This is a genomic window from Veillonella montpellierensis DSM 17217, from assembly GCF_000426745.1.
GTDB classification, from domain to species: Bacteria; Bacillota; Negativicutes; order Veillonellales; family Veillonellaceae; genus Veillonella; species Veillonella montpellierensis.
In genome coordinates this window covers 1-24,073 of the sequence record NZ_AUFY01000012.1, presented here as the reverse complement: position 1 = coordinate 24,073, position 24,073 = coordinate 1, and the positions used below count along the sequence as shown (strand labels likewise).

The following is a 24,073-nucleotide window of genomic DNA, read 5'->3' as shown; positions in this document are numbered from 1 at the left end:
TCTTATGTCATCAATTGTTCTAATACAAACGTATGCCAAGATCCATTAACATCCTCTGCTTTGATACGCCAGTGTCGTTTAATATACGGCATGATTTCATCATAACGTTCATCAATAATACCACTAATAATTAATATACCATGAGTCGACAATTTACGTCCTATAACAGGTAGTAATAATTTTAATGGATCCACTGTCAAATTGGCCATGATTAAATCGGCCGTACCTGTAAAATCACTGTCCAAATCTCCACATATAATATGAGCTAGTACGTTATTCTGTTTACAATTATGTTGTGCTTGCTCCACTGCCGATGCATCAATATCAATGCCCACTAAAGTAGGAATTCCTAACTGATGCGCAATGAGTAATAAAATTCCTGTGCCTGTTCCAATATCTAAGCACGTTGTAGCATGTTTTCCATATATATTCATTAGTTTAGCACATGATCGTGTTGTTTCATGCGCTCCTGTGCCGAATGATAATTGTGAATCTATTTCTATAACTTTGTCATTAGGTCTTATATCATATGATTTCCACGCTGGTTTAATAATGATATTAGGTAAAATTTCTGTAGGCTCAATATATTGTTGCCAATTTGTATACCAATCTTGTTCATCGATAGTAGTTGCCATAATTGATTCAACAGAGATATGCGCGTCTTTCAATATGCTTTGTATCTCATCGATCCATTCGTCTTCCGATTTACTCATATTACCATATAATTTTAACATAATTAAATCAGAAGAATCAGCTACTTCTTCTTCAACAATTCCATTATCTGTATAGTCACTAAAAAGAGTAGTCACCTCATCGGTGGCTACTCTTTTTACAGTAATGGATATTTCAATCCATTTCATACCTACTCCTTCATAGCATTGATTCATTGAGTATTAGCACTTTATAATAGCACTCTATAAATCAATAGTTATAAATAAGATTTGTTTATTTAAAAACATCTTTAATTTTATCCATCAATGTTTTACTAACTTGTAAGCCATTAACGTCTTCATGTCCTTCATGAGCAAATTGCAATAACAACTCGCGTTGCTTATCTGTTAGTTTCTTTGGCGTTTTCACATTCACAATAATATGTTGATCCCCACGACGATTCATATTACGTAAATATGGAATACCTTTGTTTTTTATTCTAAATGCTGTCCCGGTTTGAGTTCCTTCTGGTATTTTTAATTCTACTTTACCATCTAACGTATTTACTTGAATAGTAGCACCTAATGCAGCCTGTGCAAAGGTAATATCTGCATGACTAATAACATCATTGCCATTACGTTCAAACTCTTTATGAGGTCGAACATAAATATATACGTATAAATCGCCCTTAGGTCCACCTAGTATACCTGGTTCTCCCTCATTAGCAACACGTAATCTAGATCCACTATCTACACCTGCTGGAATCTTAATAGTGATTTTTCGCTTAGCTACGACTTCTCCACTACCATGACATTTAGAACAACGTTTTTCAATATTCTTACCACTACCATGACAAGCACTACATGTGCGTGCCGTTCTCATTTGTCCAAACGGCGTATTTTTAATCACTGTTTCTTGACCTGTACCATGACAACGTGAACAAGTAGTTACTTTTGTGCCTGGTTCACCACCTGTTCCATGGCAGTGATCACATTCTTCATGGCGATTAACTTCAATAGCCATTTCTTTGCCAAAGGCAGCGTCTTCAAAGCTAATATCTACATCTTGACGTAAATCAGCCCCTTTTTCTGGTCCACGCTGTTGTTGACCACCACCGCCAAAGAACATATCAAAAATATCACCAAAGCCACCAGCTTGTCCGCCGAAGCCACCAAAGCCTTGTCCAAATCCGCCTTGGAACCCACCAGCTGATGCTCCACCTCCTTGCGTAAAAGCATCATGTCCAAATTGGTCGTATTGAGCCTTTTTAGTATCATCGGATAACACTTCATAAGCTTCATTACATTCCTTAAATTTATCGGCAGCTTCTGGGTTATCTTTATTTACATCAGGATGGTATTGGCGCGCTTTTTTTCGAAACGCTTTCTTTATTTCATCTTGACTAGCATCCTTGCTGACACCCAAGATTTCATAATAGTCTCTTGCCATCTAGTACCGACCCTTCTTATTATTTTTTATCATCATCGACTACAGTATAATCTGCGTCAACTACATTATCGTCTTCTTTTTTAGTTTCTTCTTGTGCAGCACCATCTCCTGCAGCTTGTGCTTGTTCATACATTTTTGTAGACAATTCGTATAAAGGTTTTGTTAATTCTTCGCTATCTTTTTTAATTTGTTCAACATTACCTGTTTCGATAGATGCTTTTAATTTGTCTTTTGCAGTCTTCACTTGTTCCATAATAGCTGCATCGCCTTTACCTTCAAAGTCTTTCAAAGCTTTTTCCGCTTGATATACTAGAGAATCTGCATTATTTTTAACTTCTAATTCTTCTTTTTTAGCTTTATCTTCAGCAGCATGGGCTTCCGCTTCTTTTACCATGCGATCGATTTCTTCTTGTTGTAATCCGCTAGAAGATGTAATAGTAATTTTTTGTTCTTTTTGAGTGCCTAAATCTTTTGCTTTTACATGAACGATACCATTCGCATCAATATCAAAAGTTACTTCAATTTTAGGTACTCCACGTGGTGCTGCAGGAATGCCGGTTAATTCAAAACGGCCTAATGTTTTGTTATCATTAGCAAATTCACGTTCCCCTTGCAACACATGAATATCAACTGATGGTTGGTTGTCAGCTGCTGTAGAGAATACTTGTGATTTAGAAGTTGGGATGGTTGTATTTCTATCAATAATACGAGTAAATACACCACCTAATGTTTCAATCCCCAAAGACAATGGTGTTACATCAAGTAGCAATACATCTTTAACTTCCCCTACAAGAACACCACCTTGAATAGCTGCGCCTACAGCAACACATTCATCAGGATTAACATTCTTAGTAGGTTCTTTACCAAGTACACGTTTAATAGCTTCTTGAACTGCTGGAATACGAGAAGATCCACCTACAAGCAATACTTTATCGATTTCATTAACTGATAATCCAGAATCAGCTAATGCTTTTTTAGTTGGTTCAATAGTTGCTTCTACTAAATCAGCAGTTAATTCTTCAAATTTAGCACGAGTTAAGGTTAAATCTAAATGTTTTGGACCAGTTGCATCAGCTGTGATAAATGGTAAGTTAATTTGAGTACTCAATGTACCAGATAACTCAATTTTAGCTTTTTCTGCTGCTTCTTTTAAACGTTGGTCTGCCATTTTATCATTGGATAAGTCAATACCAGATTCTTTTTTGAATTCAGAAATTAACCATTCCATAATACGATTATCAAAATCGTCACCACCTAAATGGTTGTTACCGCTCGTAGCTTTTACTTCAAATACGCCATCACCTAATTCAAGGATAGATACGTCAAATGTACCGCCACCAAGGTCAAATACCAAAACTTTACCATCTTCATCTTTATCAACACCATATGCTAATGCAGCTGCTGTTGGTTCATTAATAATACGCAATACTTCTAAGCCAGCGATGGCACCAGCATCTTTAGTCGCTTGGCGTTGTGCATCTGTAAAATAAGCAGGAACTGTAATAACAGCCTGTGATACAGTTTCTCCTAAGTATGCTTCAGCATCGGCTTTAATTTTTTGAAGCACCATAGCTGAAATTTCTTGAGGTGTATACGATTTACCTTCTACAGTTACTTTGTAATCACTACCCATATGACGTTTAATAGAAGAAATTGTGTTTTCAGGGTTAGAAACAGCCTGACGTTTAGCTAATTGACCTACTAAACGTTCTCCATTTTTAGTAAAACCAACTACAGAAGGAGTTGTACGAGCCCCTTCCTGATTAGCAATAACGACTGGTTCGCCGCCTTCCATTACTGCTACACACGAATTTGTTGTACCTAAATCAATACCAATTACTTTTGCCATGTTACATGACCTCCTATGATTATCTATTCTCCTAAATGAAGTAAATTATATTCTATAAGTCTGTATTTATATCATAAATACGCACTTAGTTAAGCATTATTAACAACTTTTACCATTGCTGGTCGAATACAACGGCCATCTACCGTATAGCCAGTTTGTAACACTTCACAAACTGTATCATTTTCATATTCTTCAGAATCTACTCGCATAACAGCTTCATGCAAATTAGGGTCAAACGGTTTACCCACCGCTTCGATTGCCTCTAACCCTTGCTTAGATAATATATCCATCAAATTCTGATGGATCATAATAAACCCATCCAAAAAGACTTTTACATCTCCATTAGCAGGCACTGCAATAGCTCGTTCAAAATTATCTAAAATAGGTAATATATCTTTTAACACTTCGCCTTTTATGAATCCAGAAAGTTGTTCTTTCTCTTGGTTAGTACGTCGTTTAAAGTTTTCAAAATCAGCTTGTAAACGTTTATACCGATTATCAAAGTCAGCTTTTAAACTTTCAATATCTTCTTCCAATGTAGTCGGTGTTTCTTCCACTACCTCTTCTTGAGGATTTTCTTCCATATGTACTGTTTCATCATGAGTTAAATTTTCTTGTTCCGTCACCATCATCACCTCTTTGTTTGATCATCTTTCACAATTGAATCTATTAATTGTTGCATATAAGTAAGGATACCTATAATTCGTCTGTATTCCATACGTGTAGGGCCTAAAATGGCTAATGTTCCCACGTGTTCTTTAGGCGAATTAAAGTCAGCCTGTATAACACTCATATCTCGTAAGGACTCATTGCTATTTTCACTACCAATTTTTATATTGACAGGCGACGATTCTGCATTATCACGATTAGAAAGCAATTTACTCAATTGTTCTTGTTCTTCCACTAATGACAAAATTGGTTGTACTTTGTCAATATTTCTAAATTCTGGTTGTTGTAATAATTCAGTCGTCCCCACTGTATAAAATAATCGTCGCTTAGAAATGGCACGATACAAAGTATCAACCATAACTAGTAAAATACGTCTTGGTCCATCAATGGTTGAAATGATAGCAAGTAGATTTTCTTTTGTAATATTCCGTAATAATATATCTTGTAAAGCATTACTAAATTGAGTTGCCGTACTCTCAAGTACTTCCACATTTACAGCTTCATCAAAATACATTAATTCATTATCCAAGGCACCTGTATCAGTTATGACTACCATAACTGATTTATGTAAATCTAACGGTAACACATGAATATGACGCACTGCTGATGAGTCATGAGTTGGTGCTAAAAAAACACTCATACTATGACTAATCTGTGATATTAGTTTGGCCACACTCTGAAAAAAATCAACGCGATTAATACCTTGACGTTCCCATAATTCATGTATCGATGCTACATCTTCACTAGAAATAGTATTACGATTCATAGAATCAATATAATATCGATACCCTTTTGATGATGGAACCCGTCCTGCTGATGTGTGTGGTTGTTCTAAAAAACCAAGTTGTTCTAAGTCATACATTTCATTACGAACCGTCGCCGGGCTAATACCTAAGTTATAATTTCTAGCTAATGTCCGTGATCCAACTGGCTCAGCAGATTTAATATAATCTTGTATGATAGCTTGTAAGATGCGTTTTTTTCTATCATCCATATAGTACACCTCACTTATTAGCACTCTCTCAAGTTGAGTGCTAACTACATGTATAATATTATCACAGTCTATCAAAATGTCAAGATAAAAGTCTAAAAAAGTTTAGTATTTTTCTGTTTAGTCAAAAAGGCAAAGCGTAAAAGCTTTGCCTTTTTTATAAATCAACATTCTCTAATGGATTACCTAGTCGAGCTAATACTTTTGCTATGCGTTCCTTAGGTTCTGCATTACTAATATACCAATCAATGACTATATCTATTGCTTTTTTAGCTTGCTCAACCGATAAATTTCTAGCAATAATCTGTCCTGCTTGTGGTCTATGTCCTGTCGTTCCGCCTAAAGACATAACAAAACCATTAACCGTTCCATAAAAACCTATATCTTTGACCATCACATCAGCACAATTACGACCACAACCACTAATGCCTATTTTACATTTGTGGGCCGTACCTTTTCCATAGTGGTGTGCATCAATATAAGCCTCTAACTCACGTGTTTCCATAAGACCATTTTTACAATTGCCTTTTCCCACACAAGCCAACAAATTATTAACCCCACGATGCTTAACTTGAACAATGCCTTCAGGCAATTCATGAATGATACATTCTTTGTCTTCTTTAGTAATATTATAAATTTGAATTCCTGTCACAACATGTCGAAAATAGCCGCCATATTTTTCTCCCAATGCTACGATTTCCATCATTTGTTTCGGAGAAAACTCATTGTGGCGCGCATGTAAAATAATAGATGTTTTCACAATATATACCTCATATACACTATCTATTCAATCATAAATCTATACTACATAAAAATCTATCATGTACTTACTCATACAATTATTATAAAGTAAGACACCATTCAATCTAATTCGGCCATATATACTAGATTCATTTATAGAATTATATCTAACTTAATCTCTAATAAGTGTTGTACTGATTATATTTATTATAGCAAAAAAGCACTTCAAATTCTGTGATATAATGCCCATTCACAATAGCTTATCCAGTCCACTACAAGCTTATATCTATATATTATGGTTATTACGCCTGCTATTAAAATGTTTCATGATAACTATCATAGCTAACTATATCTTGTTATCAATATACTAGAAATACTATTTGATAAATTGTGCAAATACATAGTTACCGTGAACAAACCCCTCATCTGTCATATAATATCGATTATCCTTACTCGTTAATAGTCCCTTGTCCATAAGACCTCTTATAACCACTCCATATTCTTCTTCTAAAGATAGTCCAAACCTATCTTCAAAATCAGGCGCATAAATACCTGTAGTTGTACGTAAATGTAAAAAACAATAATCTTCTTTATCCCGTTGTCCATCAATGTATTCTTCAGTCTTTATAGGCAATACAGACTGTTCGACTGCTTTAATATAGGGAATGACATAGGCATGATTTGCACGGCGATAATGATTATAAAAGGAGTGCGCTCCCACACCAAAGCCTAAATATTCTTTATAGTGCCAATAACGTAAATTATGATGACTAACGTATCCTTCTTTAGCAAAATTAGCCACTTCATACCGATTAAATCCCACTTCTGGCAATGTAGAAACCAAATAATCGTACATAGCCATTTCCACCTCTTCTTCAGGTAGTGTTAATTGTCCTTGTTTGATGGCATACGCTAGCTGTGTTGTTGGTTCTACCTGTAATCCATATATGGAAATATGATGAATCGGCAAAGTCACTGCTGTATGCACACTATTTTCTATATCCATAAGTGTTTGAGAGGGCAATGCATACATGAGATCTAAATTAATATTAGTAACCCCCGCTTCATAAGCTTGATAAATAGTATCAACTGCTTCACGCCCTGTATGATTTCTATGTATCATATGCAGCAAGCGATCATTAAACGTTTGAACTCCGAAACTAATGCGATTGCATCCTAACGCATATAAATCAGACAAATAAGATGTCGTCAAATTGTGCGGATTAGCTTCAATAGAGACTTGTCTAACGTTCTGCAAAGGGAAATATACGTCCAAAGTTTTCAAAATTTTCTCTAACTGTACAATGCTCAACTCAGTAGGCGTACCACCGCCAAAATAAATAGTATCCACCGGTATAGTAGTGCTTTCAGGATACATCTCGCACCATATTCGCACTTCATCTAATAAGGCCGCCACATACGCATCATAATAGTCTTCTAAATTTTGATAAGCCGCAAAATCACAATATGTGCATTTTTGTCTACAAAAAGGGATATGAAGATAAATCCCCATATCCCTATTATTAGATGCTAGTGCTGTCATACTAATCTTCCACTTTAAGAATTGCCATAAATGCTTCTTGAGGAATTTCTACACTTCCTACCGCTTTCATTCGCTTCTTACCTTCTTTTTGTTTTTCTAATAATTTACGCTTACGACTAATATCGCCGCCATAGCATTTTGCGAGCACATCTTTACGCCAAGCCTTCACTGTTTCACGTGCTACAATTTTAGTGCCCACAGCCGCTTGTATAGGGATTTCAAAGTTTTGTCGTGGAATTAGTTCCTTTAATTTTTCTGCCAATGCACGACCACGCATGGCCGCTCTTTCTTTATGCACAATAATACTTAGTGCATCGACTGGTTCTCCATTTAACAAAATATCCATCTTAACCATAGGCGATGTTTGATACCCAATCAACTCATAGTCAAGAGATGCATATCCTTTCGTGGCAGATTTTAATTTATCAAAATAATCATAAATAATTTCACCTAATGGCAGATGATACACGATTGATACGCGAGATTCATCTAAATATTCCATACTTTGATACTCACCACGTTTTTCTTGAGACAGTTCCATAATCGTGCCCACGTATTCTTTTGGAACAATGGTTGTCGCTTTTACATATGGCTCCTGTATATATTCAATTTCCGTAGTAGGTGGTAGCTTAGCTGGATTATCAACTTCTAACATATCTCCATTGGTTTTAAACACTCGATAATTTACACTTGGTGCTGTTGTAATCAAAGATAAATTATATTCACGTTCTAATCGTTCCTGGATAACATCCATATGCAACAACCCTAAGAAACCACATCGAAATCCAAACCCTAATGCCAATGATGTTTCTGGTTCATATTCTAAAGCAGCATCATTCAAATTTAACTTTTCCAATGCATCTCGGAGATTTTCATAGTCCTTGCTATCTGTCGGATATAATCCACAGTATACCATTGGTACTGCTTTGCGATACCCTGGTAGTGGCTCATCCGCTGGATTAGATGCCAATGTGATCGTATCACCTACACGACAGTCACGAACATTTTTAATACTTGCTGCAATACATCCTACAGACCCACATGTCAATGCTTGAACAGGTAATAAGTTGGGTGTAAATATGCCTAGCTCCGTCACTTCGAAATCATGATTATTATGCATCATGCGAATCGTATCCTTCACGCGCAAAGAACCCTCTTGCACGCGCACATAAGCAATCGCACCTTTGTAGGAATCAAATCGAGAATCAAAAACTAATGCTTTTAAAGGTTTATCCGTTTTATCCACTGGTGCTGGAATACGTTCTACAATAGCCTCTAAAATATCTTCAATGCCCATGCCAGATTTCGCACTACAGCAAATCGCTTCGTCTCCATCAAGGCCAATAATATCTTCTATTTCCTTTTTAACTCGTTCAGGGTCGGCATTTGGCAAATCAATTTTATTGATGACCGGTATAATTTCCAAATCATGCTCTAATGCTAAATACACATTCGCCAATGTTTGAGCTTCTACGCCTTGTGCCGCATCAACCACCAGCAAACAACCTTCACAAGCTGCCAAAGATCGTGATACTTCATAACTAAAATCAACATGACCCGGTGTATCAATTAGATTCAAGGTATATTCATTGCCATCCTTAGCCGTATGCAAAATGCGAACTGCTTGTGCTTTAATTGTAATACCTCGTTCTCGCTCTAGCTCCATAGAGTCTAATACTTGTGCTTCCATTTCACGTTTTGTCAACGTCCCAGTTTTTTCGATTAACCGATCGGCTAATGTTGATTTACCATGATCAATATGGGCAATAATACAAAAATTTCTAATATGATTTGTGGTCATAATTACCTCTCTACTAACAAACCTTATCTATAACTCCACCGCCAAGAACTTGGGTTCCCTTATAAAACACCACGGATTGGCCTGGTGTAATCGCTCGTTGTGGTTCATCAAATACAACTTCCATAGTACCGTCCTCTAGTATATGTGCCGTACAGGAAGCTGGATTCGCTGCATAGCGAATTTTACCTTCTGCATGCAATACCTTCGGCGTAACACCATCTAAGAAATTATAAAATTTACAAATCATACGCTTCGTAAATAAACTTTCATTCGGGCCTACAACAACTTCATTTTTCTCCGCATCAAGCTTAGTTACATATAATGGCGTACTATAAGCAATACCCAATCCTTTTCTCTGTCCAATTGTATAATTAAACAAGCCCGTATGAGTGCCTAATACCTCGCCATTTTCATGAACGATTTTGCCTTTTTTAACAGGCTGTTTCAATTCACGTTGTACTAATCCTTGGTAATTATGATTTGGTAAAAAACAAATATCCTCACTGTCTGGTTTATTGGCTACAGGAAGCTGATAACGATTTGCCTCTTTCCGCGTTTCGGTTTTACATTGGGCTCCTAAAGGAAATACAATATGACTTAGAATATGTTGATTCATAGTATACATAACATAACTTTGATCTTTTGTAGGATCCGCACCCTTATGTAATTCATATAAGCCTGTCGTCTGATTATATTTCACTTGTGCATAATGGCCTGTCACCATATGAGTAGCTCCTAGCTCTAACGCACGATGTAAGAGTAAATCAAACTTTATATTTTTATTGCAAAACACGCATGGATTAGGCGTTCTTCCCCTTGCATATTCTTTCACAAAATAGTCAACTACATTTTCATAAAACACATGACGTGCATCAACAACATAATGCTTGATGCCTAAAAAATCACACATTTTTTTAGCATCCGTAACTGCTAAAGGCACATCATCTTCTGTTGTATTTTCTACCCATAAACGAAGTGTAATCCCAAATACCTTATGTCCTTGTTCTAATAGCATTTTAGCTGTTAAGGAGCTATCTACGCCCCCACTCATTGCCACTGCAAAAACTTGTTCCATGCTTTCTCCTTCTGGTCAATCATCAACTATGATAATTAACGACATACATCAATACAGAGTGAAAGTCTGAATGTGTATAATTAAATCATATACCTATATATTTCTATTATAAATCATTTACATGTAAGAATCGATGTATGCTACCATTGCTACACCTATGATTCATACATTTTATTTACTATCATGTCTTCCTATATTCATAAACAATACAGGAATACATGATCCGTCTACATTAAGATTGACGACTTTTTAAAATCGCTTCAGCCGCCCCCAAAATGCCCAACATCGAATGTTCAAATACCAATCCACCTTGCATAAAAATGGTATACGGTGGTCGTATTGGCCCATCTGCACTTAATTCGATAGAAGATCCCTGTACAAATGTGCCACCAGCCATAATAATTTGATCTGTATATCCTGGCATATCACCTGGCACTGGTCTCACATGTGCATCTACAGGAGAGTAGGCTTGCATCCCTGCACAAAATAATTCCATTTCTTCTGCATTATGTAAATTAATAGCTTGAATTAAATCATATCGTGGTTCTTCAATCGAAGGGAATACTTCGTATCCCAATACATGTGCTACTGCCGCTGTATATACTGCCCCTTTCAGTGCTTGTAATACCACATGCGGTGCTAAAAATAGGCCTTGAAAAAATAAGCGATATCCAGCAGCATACGATCCCATGTGATCTCCTAATCCGGGTGCTGTCAATTGATAGGCTACATCTTCTACTAATTCTTTTTTACCTACTACATAACCACCTGTTGGTGCGATACCACCGCCAGCATTCTTAATAAGTGAACCCGCCATAATATCCGCCCCGACCTCTAAAGGTTCTTGTAACTCTGTAAATTCCCCATAACAATTATCTACAAAGCAAATTGTATCTGGATTCACTGACTTAACGGCGTTACATATAGCACCGATATCCTTTACCGATAAAGGCTTGCGCGTACTATACCCACGAGATCGCTGAATAACGACAACTCTTGTATCGTTTGTAATTGCTTTTTTTATACCTTCTATATCATAAGACTGTGCTAATAATGGTACTTCTTTATAAATAAATCCTTTACTTACTAAAGATCCGCGTACCTCACAAGTGCTACCAATAACAGACTGCATAGTATCATAGGGTGCTCCTACTGCATACACAAACTCTTTGCCCTGTGCACCATTTCCCAATAAAGCGATTAATGTTGTAGCCAATGCATGTGTACCAGACACAAAATGGGGACGCACTAACGCTTTTTCTCCTTTAAATACATGAGCAAATACTTCATCTAATTTTTCTCTGCCCGCATCATTATAACCATATCCAGAACTACCATTAAAATGATAGTCGGACACTTGACACTCTTTAAATGCATGTAACACCTTTTTAGTATTCGCTAATGCGATGGGCTCAAATTTTTCAAACTGATCCTTAGCTAAAGAAAATGCCTTCTCACGCAATTCTTCTAATACCATAAACAATAACTCCTTGATTCTATATGGATACAACAGTGTATTCATTATTTTAAATATATTAACAGTTTATTATAGCAAATCTTTAGCCATTTTATAAACATCTAATTCGCTCATAGTATCATCGATGTAAATCCATTGTATATACGGCATCCGTTTGTACCATGTTATCTGTCGTTTAGCAAAATGTCGCGTATTTTTTTTGACTAAATCAATGGCTTCTTCTTTTGAAATTTGATGCGTCATATATAAAACAATCTCTTTATAGCCAATTCCTTTGAAAGCTTGACTATCTGGTGATGCACCATGCGTTAACAACCATTCTACTTCATCAAACAAACCTTGTTGCACCATAGTGTCAACTCGTTTATTAATTCTCTTATACAAAGACTCTCGATCACGCATTAAACCTAATACAGTGCCTTCATACATCAACCCATCTTTACTATGATGTGATACTACATTATACTGGCCTGCACTCATGAGTTCAATAGCTCTATACAATCTATGTTTATCTTGTAATTCAATAGTAATAGAACCATGTGCTGCTAATTCACGAGCCTTTCTCCGTAACCCCTCAATGCCCTGTACTTCATATAATTGGTTCAACTCTTCTCGCAATGTCTGATTCGGTGGCACGTCTGAAAATTGATATCCTTCTAATAGTGATTGTACATACAATCCTGTTCCACCTGATAAAATGGGCATAACTCCTTGTGTATTACATTTTTTTATCACGTCGCGCGCTTTTCTTTGAAAGTCCGCTACACTATACACATCATTAGGCTCTAAAATATCAATTAAATAATGTGGCACACGCGCTAATTCTTCTGTCGATGGCTTTGCTGTGCCAATGGATAAACCTTTATATACTTGATAGGCGTCTCCTGAAATAACAGGGGCTTTCATTTCTTGTGCCAGTCGCAATGTTAAATCTGTTTTTCCTACCGCTGTAGGCCCTAAAATTGTTAATAATCGTTCCACCAAATACATCCTTCACTTAAATACACCTAGGTTCCTAAGAAAATCCAAAAGAATAATCCTATTGTATAAAAACTAACTATCGATAATTTTGAATTACAATGTGCTACTTTCTCAAAATATACTCATACCTCATAGACAGCATATACAATCTTGCTATACTTACCACCAACAAAATAATCTGGTTCTATCATCTGAAAGATTCTACTAAATGGGCGCTCTTTTATAATTACTTTTCGCTTAGCCACGCGCATAGCCTCCCGTATAATTAGATCCGTACAAGCGGATTTAACAAGATGGTCGCGCAAACTTAAGAATTGAGGACTTTCTACAATAGGAACTTCAAACATAGGATCTAAATACACTACGTCAAAAGCATTCGTCTCACAAGTTGCTAAATACTCTTGGTAATGACAGCCATAGGTATTAATTTGTCGTAATGCCTGTGTAACATGGTGATCATCATGACAAAAATGTGCCAATCCGTACTGTGTAATATGATGCAATGGTAAAAAAGCCTCTATTCCTACCATGTATGTTTTTTGTGGTACTGCACCTATAGCATTCTGTCCGGTCATATACGCATAGGAAACAACAATGCTATCGCTACCTAATCCTAACGTACAATCTAAAAAAGAGGATAATCTAGGCAATCCAATAGCTTCTACCAAATAATCATGTCCCGTCCGTTGCAAATGTAAAATTCGCAATTGTGCCATAGAAAGATGAAAATGATGTTCTTTTCCTTCGCCTATATACAATGATGGTCCCTGTGAATTATACACGACAATATATTCACTACCATACATATCTTGTAATTGTCGTAATGAAAGTTTTTTACGACTAACATAGGTTAATTGCAATCGCTCTGCAGCCTCTTGTGCCTGGGCATGAATAATGGCGCTAGACTTTTGTGATGTAGTTACTATATTCATATTTTTCTCCATATACTACGAGCAGAACGCCATTGACTCATACATCTGTAGGTTCCTTGAAAATATCAACATTTCTATGTAATTTACTCTAGGACCGTAAAAATAAGCGTCCCAATTCACTAGGCGTAAACTTAATAATTGTCGGTCTTCCATGAGGACATACAAACGGCTTATCTGTATGAAATAAATCTTCAATCAGTACAGACATTTGATATAAATTCAAATTATGGCCCGCCTTAATAGCGCCGCGACACGATGCATAGGCTAACATCTTATGACGTAATTGTGCTTTTGTGGGAATCTGTTTCTCATGCAAGCATGAAAATACATGTTGTAAAATATCTTCACCCTGTGCCTCTACAATATCTACCGGCATACCTGTAATTTTAATTTGCGTTGGTCCTCCCAATTCAACAGCAAATCCCACATCAATTAGTTCCGCTTGATATTCTTCTACTATAAGCATATCATCATCACTGGCTTTTACATAAATGGGCACCAATAACTGTTGCATAGGAATTGCTTGTGCTGATTTACACAATGTATCATACCGCACCCGTTCATGTGCTGCATGCTGATCAATAATATATAAGTCATCGCCCTTTTTCGCTAATATATAACAAGAGGCCACTTGCCCCATAGGTAATAGTCCACTATTTTGAATCACTCTCGTATGAGCATTATGAATAGGTGTATCCCCATTAAAGGCTTCCTTATCAGGAGGCGTGATACTATCAGTTTCTTCACAATTTTGTTCTATACATTCCTTAGCCCCTGTAGAACATGCCATAGTTGATGTAGTTTCTTCAACAGTCTGTAATGTATCTCCTGCACTAGAAGGATACTGAAATGCACTTTCTCTATGCAATTGACGAAATTTTTCTTTATCTTCCTCTGTATAACTAGTAAATTCTGATGGCACATTAGAAAAAGTAGAATCACCCATAAAAGATTCTTGTTCATAGGAAGAACGAGGATGTGCTACAAAGCCATTTGTTCGCAAATCATGCACAAATCGATTCGTATCATCTCTAAGAATTGTATAGCCACCATTTCTAGTATGTCCAAATACTTTATCAAATTCTACATTCGTAGCAATAGCATCTTCCTGTGAGCATTGATTATCAATTACTTCTGACCTAGTGTCCATAGTGCCTAATGGATTTTCTATAGCTTGTAAAATCGCATGATATACAGCGCGGTATATTACTTTATCATCTACAAACTTTACTTCACTTTTACGAGGATGCACATTAATATCAATGCAATCTGCTGGCACTGTAATAGCAAGCACCACTAGGGGAAATCCATTTTTAGGCAATAGCGCATGATAGGCATTATCGATAGCTTTATAAATTGTTTTATCGCCAATTACACGATTATTCACAATAATCGTCTGCCATGTTCGCGTACTTTTAATTAATGATGGTTTACTAACAACACCGTCTATTACAATTGAGTCCGCTTCATAAGAAATAGGAAATACGTCTTCCCTCACCTTATAGCCATATAAAGCAGTGACAGTTTCCAATAAATTGCCATTACCTGGCGTGATAATGCTAACTCTATCATTAATGATTAGCTTGAAAGAAATTTGTGGGTTACTTAACGCAAGTTTTCCAACAATATCAGAAATTTTAATACTTTCTGTACGCTCTGTTTTTAAGAATTTTCGTCGTACTGGCGTATTATAAAATAAATTTTTTACCTCAATCGTCGTACCAGGTGTAGTACCATAGGGCAAACAATCTATGCACGTACCTCCATCGATAATAACGCGTGTCCCCCATTCAGAGTCTTGTTTTCTAGTCGTTAATACAAAATTTGATACCGATGCAATACTAGCTAATGCTTCGCCACGAAAACCTAATGATGCAATATCAAATAAATCCTCTACCCCTTGTATTTTACTAGTAGCGTGACGCAATACAGCCAATCTAGCGTCTTCTTCCGTCATGCCTATCCCATCATCAGTGACTCGCATATACGTACTACCGCCATCAGAAATCTCAACTTCAATAGAGTTAGCTCCCGCATCAATAGAATTTTCCACTAATTCTTTAATCACCGATGCTGGTCGTTCTACTACTTCGCCAGCTGCAATTTTGTTAATCGTGATTTCATCAAGAATATGAACCATTGCCATTATTTACCACCACCTTTTTTCGCCGCTTCTTGCAATTGATATAGTGTACTAATCGCTTCAATAGGTGTCATGCTCATTACATCTAAGGATAATAAATCATCCACCACCGAATGGGTGAATAAATTGTCATTCATCACTTGATGCGTATTCGTAGACTTATGGGTACTCTGCACTTCTGTATCGGAGACCATAACGCGGTTCATTAGATCTATTTCAGATGATTCTCTTTCTAAGGAGGATAAAATAACTTCTGCCCGTTTTAATACCGAAGATGGTAATCCTGCCAATTTAGCTACATGAATACCATAACTACGATCCGCACCACCACGAACAATACGCCGTAAAAAGACGATGTCTTTTCCTTTTTCTTTGACCGCTACCGTATAATTTTTCAATTTAGGATATTGGTCTTCTAAGGGAATTAATTCGTGATAATGTGTAGCAAATAATGTTTTCCCATGAATTTGTTTAGAAATATATTCCACCACAGCTTGTGCAATACTCAACCCATCAAAGGTACTCGTCCCTCGACCGATTTCATCAAGAATGATCAAACTATTCGCCGTTGCATTTTCTAAAATATATGCCACTTCTTTCATTTCCACCATGAACGTACTTTGTCCCGTAGAAATATCATCACTAGCACCAACACGCGTGAATATTCTGTCTACCGGACTAATACACGCTTCCTGTGCTGGTATAAAAGATCCCATTTGTGCCATAATCATCAAAATAGCAACTTGTCTCATATACGTAGACTTACCGGCCATATTAGGACCAGTAATCAAAATAAACTCTTCTTCTTCATGATTCAATGTCACATCATTAGGGACAAACAATTCCTGTTTTAAAAACTTTTCAATGACGGGATGCCTACCATCACGAATCGTAATTTGACCGTTCATTGACAAGGATGGGCAAATATACTTTTCTTCATAGGCTACCAAAGCCAAACTAATCAACACATCAAGTTGTGCTAAAGCTCGTGCTGTTTCTTGAATGGATTTAATGGCCTCTTTCACCTGTACGCGTAACTCTTGATATAGCTCATGCTCTAAGGCAATCATTTTTTCTTTTGCACTTAATACCTTGATTTCAAACTCTTTAAGTTCCGGTGTAATATACCGTTCTCCATTCGTTAAAGTTTGTTTGCGAATAAAGTAATCAGGTACATTCGATGTATGCGCATGAGTTACTTCAAAATAATACCCAAATACCTTGTTATATCCTGTTTTAAGTTTAATGCCTGTTTTTTTCCGAATCTCATCTTCCAGTTGTACGAGCCAGGATTGACTGTCACTCGCCAATGATCGTAATTCATCCAGTTCAGCATTATATCCATCTCTAATTACACGACCCTCCTTTAACGTTAACGCCGGTTCTTCGGCAATGGCCTTAGATAACAGCTGAAAGATATCATCGTGTTCATGCAATTGCTCATTAATCATCTGTAATGATAAGCTTTGGCAATTACTTATGATGTGTTTAATCGTTGGCAACGTGCTAAGTGATTCTCTAAGAGACGTAAAATCTCTAGGCGATACGCTGCCTGTTTCAATACGACTTGCAATTCGTTCGAAATCAAATATAGATGTTAAATACTGACGAATTTGCTCCCGTTCCTCATGGCGACTAATTAATTCTGTAATAGCAGCTTGACGTCGGCTAATATGTGAAATATCTACTAAAGGAGTCTCTAACCATTGTTTTAATAATCTAGCCCCCATAGGTGTCAATGTTCTATCCAGTACGGATAACAAAGTTCCTTTACGTCCCCCATCTCGTAAATTATGAGTAATTTCTAAATGGCGCAAGGAAGCGGTATCTAAAATTAATCGATCTCCCACACTTAACCGATGAACATAGTTAATATGTGATGTTTCTGTTTTAATCACATCTTGTAGATACACTAACAAATATCCTAAGGCTTGCAATACATCTTCTTCCATTAATCCTATATCAGTAAACTGTGAGCAAGCCTCTTGAATTAATTCATTATGATTTTTATCCGTTTTATAGGGAGATAATGTAACATGACGAAAATTATTTTGTATAAAATTAAAAACGTTCGATGGTAATTCTACAGAATCAGCTAACACAATTTCGCTTGGTCTATACATAGATAACGCATCATACATCTCAGTATGATGCGTTTCTAATGTCATACGTTCCCAAATAAGTTCTCCCGTTGTGATATCACAAAACAAAATAATCCAACTAGTTAAGGTTTTATAAAAAAGACTTAGAAAATTATTACTACTGGACTCAGTTCCACTTTCAGACATCACCGTGCCTGGTGTAATAACACGGATAACGTCACGTTTAACAATCCCTTTCACTAATTTAGGATCTTCCATTTGCTCACAAATAGCAACCTTATAGCCTTTTTTTACCAATGTATCAATATATGATTCTGCTGCATGATAGGGCACACCACACATAGGTGTTTTCGTATCCTCTCCCGTACCACGTCCAGTTAACGTAATATTTAGCTCGCGTGATGCAATATATGCATCTTCAAAAAATAATTCATAAAAATCGCCTAAACGAAAAAATAATAACTCCTCCGAATACTTAGATTTAATTTCATTGTATTGCGTCATCATAGGAGTCACTTTTTTAGCCATTATATCACCTCTACAAACTACCATAAATAAGTATAATCTATGTAGTACACCTGACTATATATCTAATTTTTCTCACGTACCAACAATATCATTCTGTATACTAGTATTAATGTTTACTTTATATTATATCATAAAGAACTATATGAATGGTATGATATAACACATATACTACACAAAAAGAAGATATGAACGACTAGGTTCATATCTTCTTTTCTATCAATAGGTATGGCTTAATGATTATGTTTTAAATTTTGCAATTCCTTCCATAATTGTGCTTCTCGTTCTTTCATAGCCGCCATTTCCATATCACGTTCTTTATCTTTTTGTTGCAATCTTTCAATTTCCTGTGCTTGCGCCGTTAATTGACGTGCCATTTCCACCTTTGAGGAAATTGGTAAAGACCCTTTACCCACTTTCAATGATACACCAGCGTTAATCATATTTTCTCCGTTACCAAACGATCCACCTATCGAGAATTGTGTTGTTTCATTTGGACGATAGAAAGCACCAAGTGCTAATGCATTGGCCCCCATATAGTTGCCAAAGCCGGCCGCAAAATTCCATTTATCCTGCGCATCAAAATCTAATGGATGTAAGGCAGCGAGTGCCGCATTACTAGCACCTGCACGATTCATACGTTGTCCCATATTCGCTAGGCTATTTTGCATAGATTGTGATACTTGTTGTAACTGACCTTCTGTCGCAGCACGATCCTGTTGTACTAGTTTCACATCCCATGTCGTATTGGAAAGTCCTGTAATAGTACCATTTGTGTCAGATCCATCAATGCTAATCTTACCAGCATTGATTTTCTTGTCTAGTTTCACCGTATATGTTGTCTTATCGTTGTTAGTCTTAGATGTAACCTGAATACCTGTAGGATCTCCTTGTATATCGACAGATACCCCCGTACCTTTACCATCCTTACCTTTCAAGCTATCCAAGAATTCTTTTTCTGTCTTATCTTTATTCGGTTGATTCTATGCTTTGTTTTGTATTTCTTTTATTACGGCTTTCAGTTCTTCTATTTCTTTTCTCATTCCGTTATTTTCTTCAAGCAATTGTTTTACTTCGTCTTGCAATATGTATACTGAACTTATCGGACCATCTTTATATTGCGACAATTTTTTATTTCTTTCGTGAAGATATTTTTTATCTTCTTCTGAACCGAATTTATAGGAAATACCTACATTTGCCATGAGATCGCTTTCTCCTGCATAGGATAAACCGGCATGCACAAGTGTGTTTTCATTTGAGTAGTGTGCAACTCCAAGTGCAATCGCCTGTTGCCCTTTGTAAGTTGAAACTCCTGCCATAATTTGACTTCTGTTGTAGGGATCGAAGTCGAGCGTTTGAAGTGCCGCAAGTGCTGCAGAGTGTGCACCCACACGATTGATTTCTCCGAACATTTCATTCATTCCTTGAGTTGCTTGCTTCAACTGCTTGTAGTTAACTGCATCGCTGTCTTCGGTAGCATCTGCAACGTTCGTAATCTTTTTATTTCCGGCATTGATACCGGTATTTGTAACAGAAGGACCTTTTGCAATTGTAAGTCCAGTATTATTTACAATAACATTGTTGTCGCCTTTACCGATTGTAATGGTTTCTTTATTTTCAGTACCGTTTATGGAAATATTTCCCACGTCAACTTTCTTGTCGAGTTTTACTTTATAAACGGTCTTGCTTTCAGCTGCCGGAGTAGTTGTCGTTCCGCCCGTTGACGGTGTTGATGTATTTTCTTTCGGATCCTTTTCTACAACTATACCCGTATTTTGATCGCCGACAACTTCTACATTTGAACCACCTTTAGACAATTTCTTTTCCAAAGCTTTGAGCTGCGCTACGTTGACCGCATCGGTGTCTTCCGTACCGGCGGCAACTCCCGTAATCTGGCGAGTTATTAAATTATTTTTATCTACAGTACTTCCGACAGAAAGTGCCGCCTTTGTTGCTTTCCAAATTGCGGAAGTTTCCGTACTTGCTTTTCCGGTAAGCGGATCATACCCGATTATGCCTTTATCTATCGAAGCTATGGAATAACTGCCCAACGCTATGCCGCCTTCTTTTTCCACATGCGCATTATGACCGATAGCAACGATATCGGCTACGGTCGTTTCTTTTTCCGCATCTTGCGAACCTAGCAATACACCGTGTTTGACCTTAGTCACTTTTTGCTTGTCGCCCATGACCAAAGTAGATTCACTGTCGGTTGCAGTATTTTCAGAACCGATCATGGTTACGTGCGTACCGTTCGTTACCGTATTTTTATAGCCGTCTACCATATTAAATTCGCTGACTTTATTTTCCGTACCAGTCACGGTATTATTGACGCCGACCAATTGTGAATGACGTACATAATCCGCTACGTTACCGCCACCGATAGCCAATACAGCACCGCCGGAATTAGAATTCTTAATCACCTTTTGCAACCCGGTAACCGTGTCGTCCCAGTTTTTTAACGTAGTAAATCCTGCATCAGCACTAATAGCCTTAATTGAATTGGTAATCTTATTTCCCGCACCGTACACCAAAGTACCGTTGGCATTTTCTACCGTATTTGCCACACCGACAATACTGTTTGCCACACCGGATGATCCGCTATGTCCTTTAGAACGGATACTGTTCAATGAGCCGACCACATTGGCACCGAAATTTTGCGGTCCGTATGTCCAACTATTCATGCCGCCCTCACCGGTAAAATCACCGGTAATAATGGAATATGCACCGTACATATTGGCAAGAGCACCTTTATTGTATGTATTCGTACCGACAGTGGTCATACCGACAATATTGGCTTCTTCATTTGCATTCGTTACATCGATACCGCCCATTTTGTATCCGTCAAAGGTATGATGTCCCAACTGAATGCTTCCCGTACGGGCATAAGAATTTGTACCGATAGCGATACCGCCCGGAACTTTGTCCGCATTTTTCGGCAAGGTATTTCCTCTACCGAAAAATCCGGGTGCATCAAAATTATCCGGCATAAAACTCAATCCACGTTCCTGCTTACCGCTACCGTTCAAGACCTTTGCATTCTTTCCCAAGGCAATACTTGCCAAATCCAACCCGTTCGTCGTAATTAAAGCGTTGTCACCGATAGCTACACTGCCTTCACCGTCCGCATTACCGCCGTTGCCTTCGATGTGTGCATTTCTGCCGATAGACACGGTACCGCCTTTAGCTGCCAGTGCCTTTTCGCCGATAGCTACGGCACCTTTACCCTTTGCACCGTCATTTTTATAATTGGAATCGTTCTCTTGGCTCTCGCCTTTCACCGACACATAATGAACTCCATTATTTTCCAATTCATGCAAAACCGCTTTATACACAGCTTGTTGATCTGCCGTTAATGTAGAATTTTCTGTTGGATTATCTGCATATACGCTAATGCCCATCGAAACTGTACCCACTAACGCTAATACAGTTATACCCGTCCTACTCACTTTAGACGATGATTTTCCATTTCGTTTCGCAATTTCTGATACAACAACATAACAATGTTTTACCTTACTCCAAATAACTCTATAAATATGATTCATATACAGCTCCCCTCTCTTATGCTAATGCAATTTCCAATATAACATTGTAAATTATTAAATTGTTAAATATAATATATTTCTACTATTAGTATAATAGATTAATTTAACATAATCAATATATATAAAATAATATGCATAGTGATATTAAAAAAAATAATGAGCAGAATTTTAAATTGTTAAAATATTATCATCTTATTGTGAATAATACAGGAATTGATACGATATATCTACTATGAATGTAAACTGCTTCTAGTAATTAGAATATCCATACAAACATATAAAAATTAACCATTTTCATAAATTTCTAAGGCATATAATTGTATAGAATATATACTATTCCATACGATAAGTTCCTATATCATATGTATACCATAGTAATGTACTAATCATTTTATGCCCATTAAGACCTATCAAGCTAATAGCGTAACGGTGCACACTAACGTTAAATTTATAATTCTCATTATACTCATATATACTACGCCAAAACTATTAACATATAATAATTCCACAAAATGCTAAGAAACTACTGTTCATATACATCATTATAAAACTGTATAACTATGTATTAACAACTAAAAATTGTAAAGTTGAAAGAAGTCATCAAGAAGATAGGAAATTATATATGACACAAATATCTTTACAAGCAAAAAAGATTTGATAAAACAAAGCGAAAAACACGAAGCAAGATATAATAGTCCACACGAATATGCTTGACTTTAAAAGTCCAAACCAAGTTGTATCATAATACGTCTCAAGGTGTAACATATATATTAGCACTAAGAAAGATTTGAAAAATAGTATTATAATATCATTGACAAGAAAACAAATTTTAATTATAATTATATAGTCAGTTAGAAATTAGGGGTATAGCTCAATTGGTAGAGTTACGGTCTCCAAAACCGTCGGTTGTGGGTTCAAGTCCTACTGCCCCTGCCATCTAATTAACTCTATGACTCAGTAGCTAAGCTGGATATAGCGTCTGACTACGAATCAGAAGGCCGGGGGTTCGAATCCCTCCTGGGTCACCAAAGCAAAGGATCTTACTTAGGTAAGGTCCTTTTTATGTTGTAGGATGCTCTCGCTAAGTTCTCTGCGTCACTTCGTTCCTTGATAACTAAGCTTACCGCTACCCTCTACTCTCCCTAATAGAAGATTTATATTCAGATTATTAGTGAATATAGTATAACATGGCTAGTAATCTCTAGTAACACTACTTATAAAATCATCATAAATAACAACTTTTCTCTTTAATATAAAAAGCACTCTAACATTGAGGTGACCCCCAAAAGTTAGACTTTTTAAACGTAGCAGTTTGATGGCTGCTACGTTATTTTTATGCAGTCAAGACAGAAAGCCTGTATTCAACAGGACTCATCCAGCTAAGTTTCTCTTTAATACGTTTTTGATTGTAATACACAATATATTTTTCAATCGCTTCTTTTAGTTCCTCAAAGCTGTAGTATGTATTCCCATAATAGATTTCTTGCTTTAGTAAACCAAAGAAATTTTCCATGACAGAATTATCATAGCAATTTCCTTTGCGAGACATGCTTTGAAAAATTTTATTTTCCTTTAGTTCATGAGAGTATGCAGACATCT

General features: G+C 36.7%; 17 protein-coding genes and 2 tRNA genes. 2 read left to right on the top strand and 17 right to left on the bottom strand.

Features of this window, described 5'->3' with window-relative positions; translation table 11 throughout:
• Nucleotides 1-2: 2 nt before the first annotated feature.
• The 16 genes from K357_RS0104635 to K357_RS08845 form a co-directional block, all read right to left on the bottom strand.
• The gene (locus K357_RS0104635) at nucleotides 3-860 is read right to left on the bottom strand and encodes a 50S ribosomal protein L11 methyltransferase (RefSeq protein WP_028257667.1); all 858 of its coding nucleotides are present in this window, start codon (nucleotides 858-860) and stop codon (nucleotides 3-5) included.
• 85 nt (nucleotides 861-945) lie between these two features.
• Nucleotides 946-2,100, bottom strand: a complete 1,155-nt coding sequence (dnaJ, locus tag K357_RS0104630; protein WP_028257666.1) for a molecular chaperone DnaJ — start codon at nucleotides 2,098-2,100, stop codon at nucleotides 946-948.
• Between the two features lie 19 nt (nucleotides 2,101-2,119).
• Entirely contained in the window at nucleotides 2,120-3,949 is a 1,830-nt protein-coding gene (gene dnaK / locus K357_RS0104625; RefSeq protein WP_028257665.1) for a molecular chaperone DnaK, read from the bottom strand.
• Between the two features lie 89 nt (nucleotides 3,950-4,038).
• Complete coding sequence (gene grpE / locus K357_RS0104620; RefSeq protein WP_197049767.1) at nucleotides 4,039-4,578, bottom strand: nucleotide exchange factor GrpE; 540 nt, start codon at nucleotides 4,576-4,578, stop codon at nucleotides 4,039-4,041.
• A 2-nt stretch (nucleotides 4,579-4,580) separates the two neighbouring features.
• Entirely contained in the window at nucleotides 4,581-5,612 is a 1,032-nt protein-coding gene (gene hrcA, locus K357_RS0104615; RefSeq protein WP_028257663.1) for a heat-inducible transcriptional repressor HrcA, read from the bottom strand.
• A 154-nt stretch (nucleotides 5,613-5,766) separates the two neighbouring features.
• On the bottom strand, nucleotides 5,767-6,369 hold the full coding sequence (locus tag K357_RS0104610) for a nitrite/sulfite reductase domain-containing protein (protein WP_028257662.1): 603 nt from the start codon (nucleotides 6,367-6,369) through the stop codon (nucleotides 5,767-5,769).
• Nucleotides 6,370-6,726: 357 nt separating this feature from the next.
• Nucleotides 6,727-7,893, bottom strand: a complete 1,167-nt coding sequence (gene hemW / locus K357_RS0104605) for a radical SAM family heme chaperone HemW (protein ID WP_028257661.1) — start codon at nucleotides 7,891-7,893, stop codon at nucleotides 6,727-6,729.
• Between the two features lies 1 nt (nucleotide 7,894).
• Nucleotides 7,895-9,694 carry a translation elongation factor 4 gene (lepA, locus tag K357_RS0104600; protein ID WP_028257660.1) on the bottom strand — a complete coding sequence of 600 codons (1,800 nt, stop codon included), beginning with the start codon at nucleotides 9,692-9,694 and terminating at the stop codon, nucleotides 7,895-7,897.
• A gap of 13 nt (nucleotides 9,695-9,707) precedes the next feature.
• Nucleotides 9,708-10,769 (bottom strand): tRNA 2-thiouridine(34) synthase MnmA, encoded by a 1,062-nt coding sequence (gene mnmA / locus K357_RS0104595; RefSeq protein WP_028257659.1) that lies wholly within the window; start codon nucleotides 10,767-10,769, stop codon nucleotides 9,708-9,710.
• A gap of 232 nt (nucleotides 10,770-11,001) precedes the next feature.
• Nucleotides 11,002-12,246 carry a methionine gamma-lyase family protein gene (locus tag K357_RS0104590; RefSeq protein ID WP_028257658.1) on the bottom strand — a complete coding sequence of 415 codons (1,245 nt, stop codon included), beginning with the start codon at nucleotides 12,244-12,246 and terminating at the stop codon, nucleotides 11,002-11,004.
• A 69-nt stretch (nucleotides 12,247-12,315) separates the two neighbouring features.
• Nucleotides 12,316-13,227, bottom strand: coding sequence for a tRNA (adenosine(37)-N6)-dimethylallyltransferase MiaA (gene miaA / locus K357_RS0104585; RefSeq protein WP_028257657.1), 912 nt, complete (start codon nucleotides 13,225-13,227; stop codon nucleotides 12,316-12,318).
• A 122-nt stretch (nucleotides 13,228-13,349) separates the two neighbouring features.
• Nucleotides 13,350-14,159, bottom strand: a complete 810-nt coding sequence (locus K357_RS0104580) for a hypothetical protein (protein WP_028257656.1) — start codon at nucleotides 14,157-14,159, stop codon at nucleotides 13,350-13,352.
• A gap of 88 nt (nucleotides 14,160-14,247) precedes the next feature.
• On the bottom strand, nucleotides 14,248-16,305 hold the full coding sequence (gene mutL / locus K357_RS0104575) for a DNA mismatch repair endonuclease MutL (RefSeq protein WP_028257655.1): 2,058 nt from the start codon (nucleotides 16,303-16,305) through the stop codon (nucleotides 14,248-14,250).
• A complete protein-coding gene (gene mutS / locus K357_RS0104570; RefSeq protein WP_028257654.1) occupies nucleotides 16,305-18,932 on the bottom strand; it encodes a DNA mismatch repair protein MutS in 2,628 nt (875 codons plus the stop codon). Before mutS ends, mutL begins: the two co-directional genes overlap by 1 nt.
• A gap of 230 nt (nucleotides 18,933-19,162) precedes the next feature.
• Nucleotides 19,163-19,876 carry a YadA C-terminal domain-containing protein gene (locus K357_RS09950; RefSeq protein WP_244869377.1) on the bottom strand — a complete coding sequence of 238 codons (714 nt, stop codon included), beginning with the start codon at nucleotides 19,874-19,876 and terminating at the stop codon, nucleotides 19,163-19,165.
• Between the two features lie 36 nt (nucleotides 19,877-19,912).
• Nucleotides 19,913-22,474, bottom strand: coding sequence for an ESPR-type extended signal peptide-containing protein (locus K357_RS08845; RefSeq protein ID WP_051212112.1), 2,562 nt, complete (start codon nucleotides 22,472-22,474; stop codon nucleotides 19,913-19,915).
• An 860-nt stretch (nucleotides 22,475-23,334) separates the two neighbouring features.
• Between K357_RS08845 and K357_RS0104555 the strand changes: the two genes are divergently transcribed.
• Both K357_RS0104555 and K357_RS0104550 read left to right on the top strand, forming a co-directional pair.
• Nucleotides 23,335-23,410: transfer RNA gene (locus tag K357_RS0104555), tRNA-Trp, on the top strand.
• Between the two features lie 15 nt (nucleotides 23,411-23,425).
• A tRNA-Arg gene (locus K357_RS0104550) sits at nucleotides 23,426-23,502 on the top strand.
• Between the two features lie 305 nt (nucleotides 23,503-23,807).
• On the opposite strand, the gene K357_RS0104545 is transcribed toward K357_RS0104550, so the two are convergent.
• On the bottom strand, nucleotides 23,808-24,073 hold a 266-nt coding region (locus K357_RS0104545; RefSeq protein ID WP_028257653.1), incomplete at its 5' end, for an IS3 family transposase.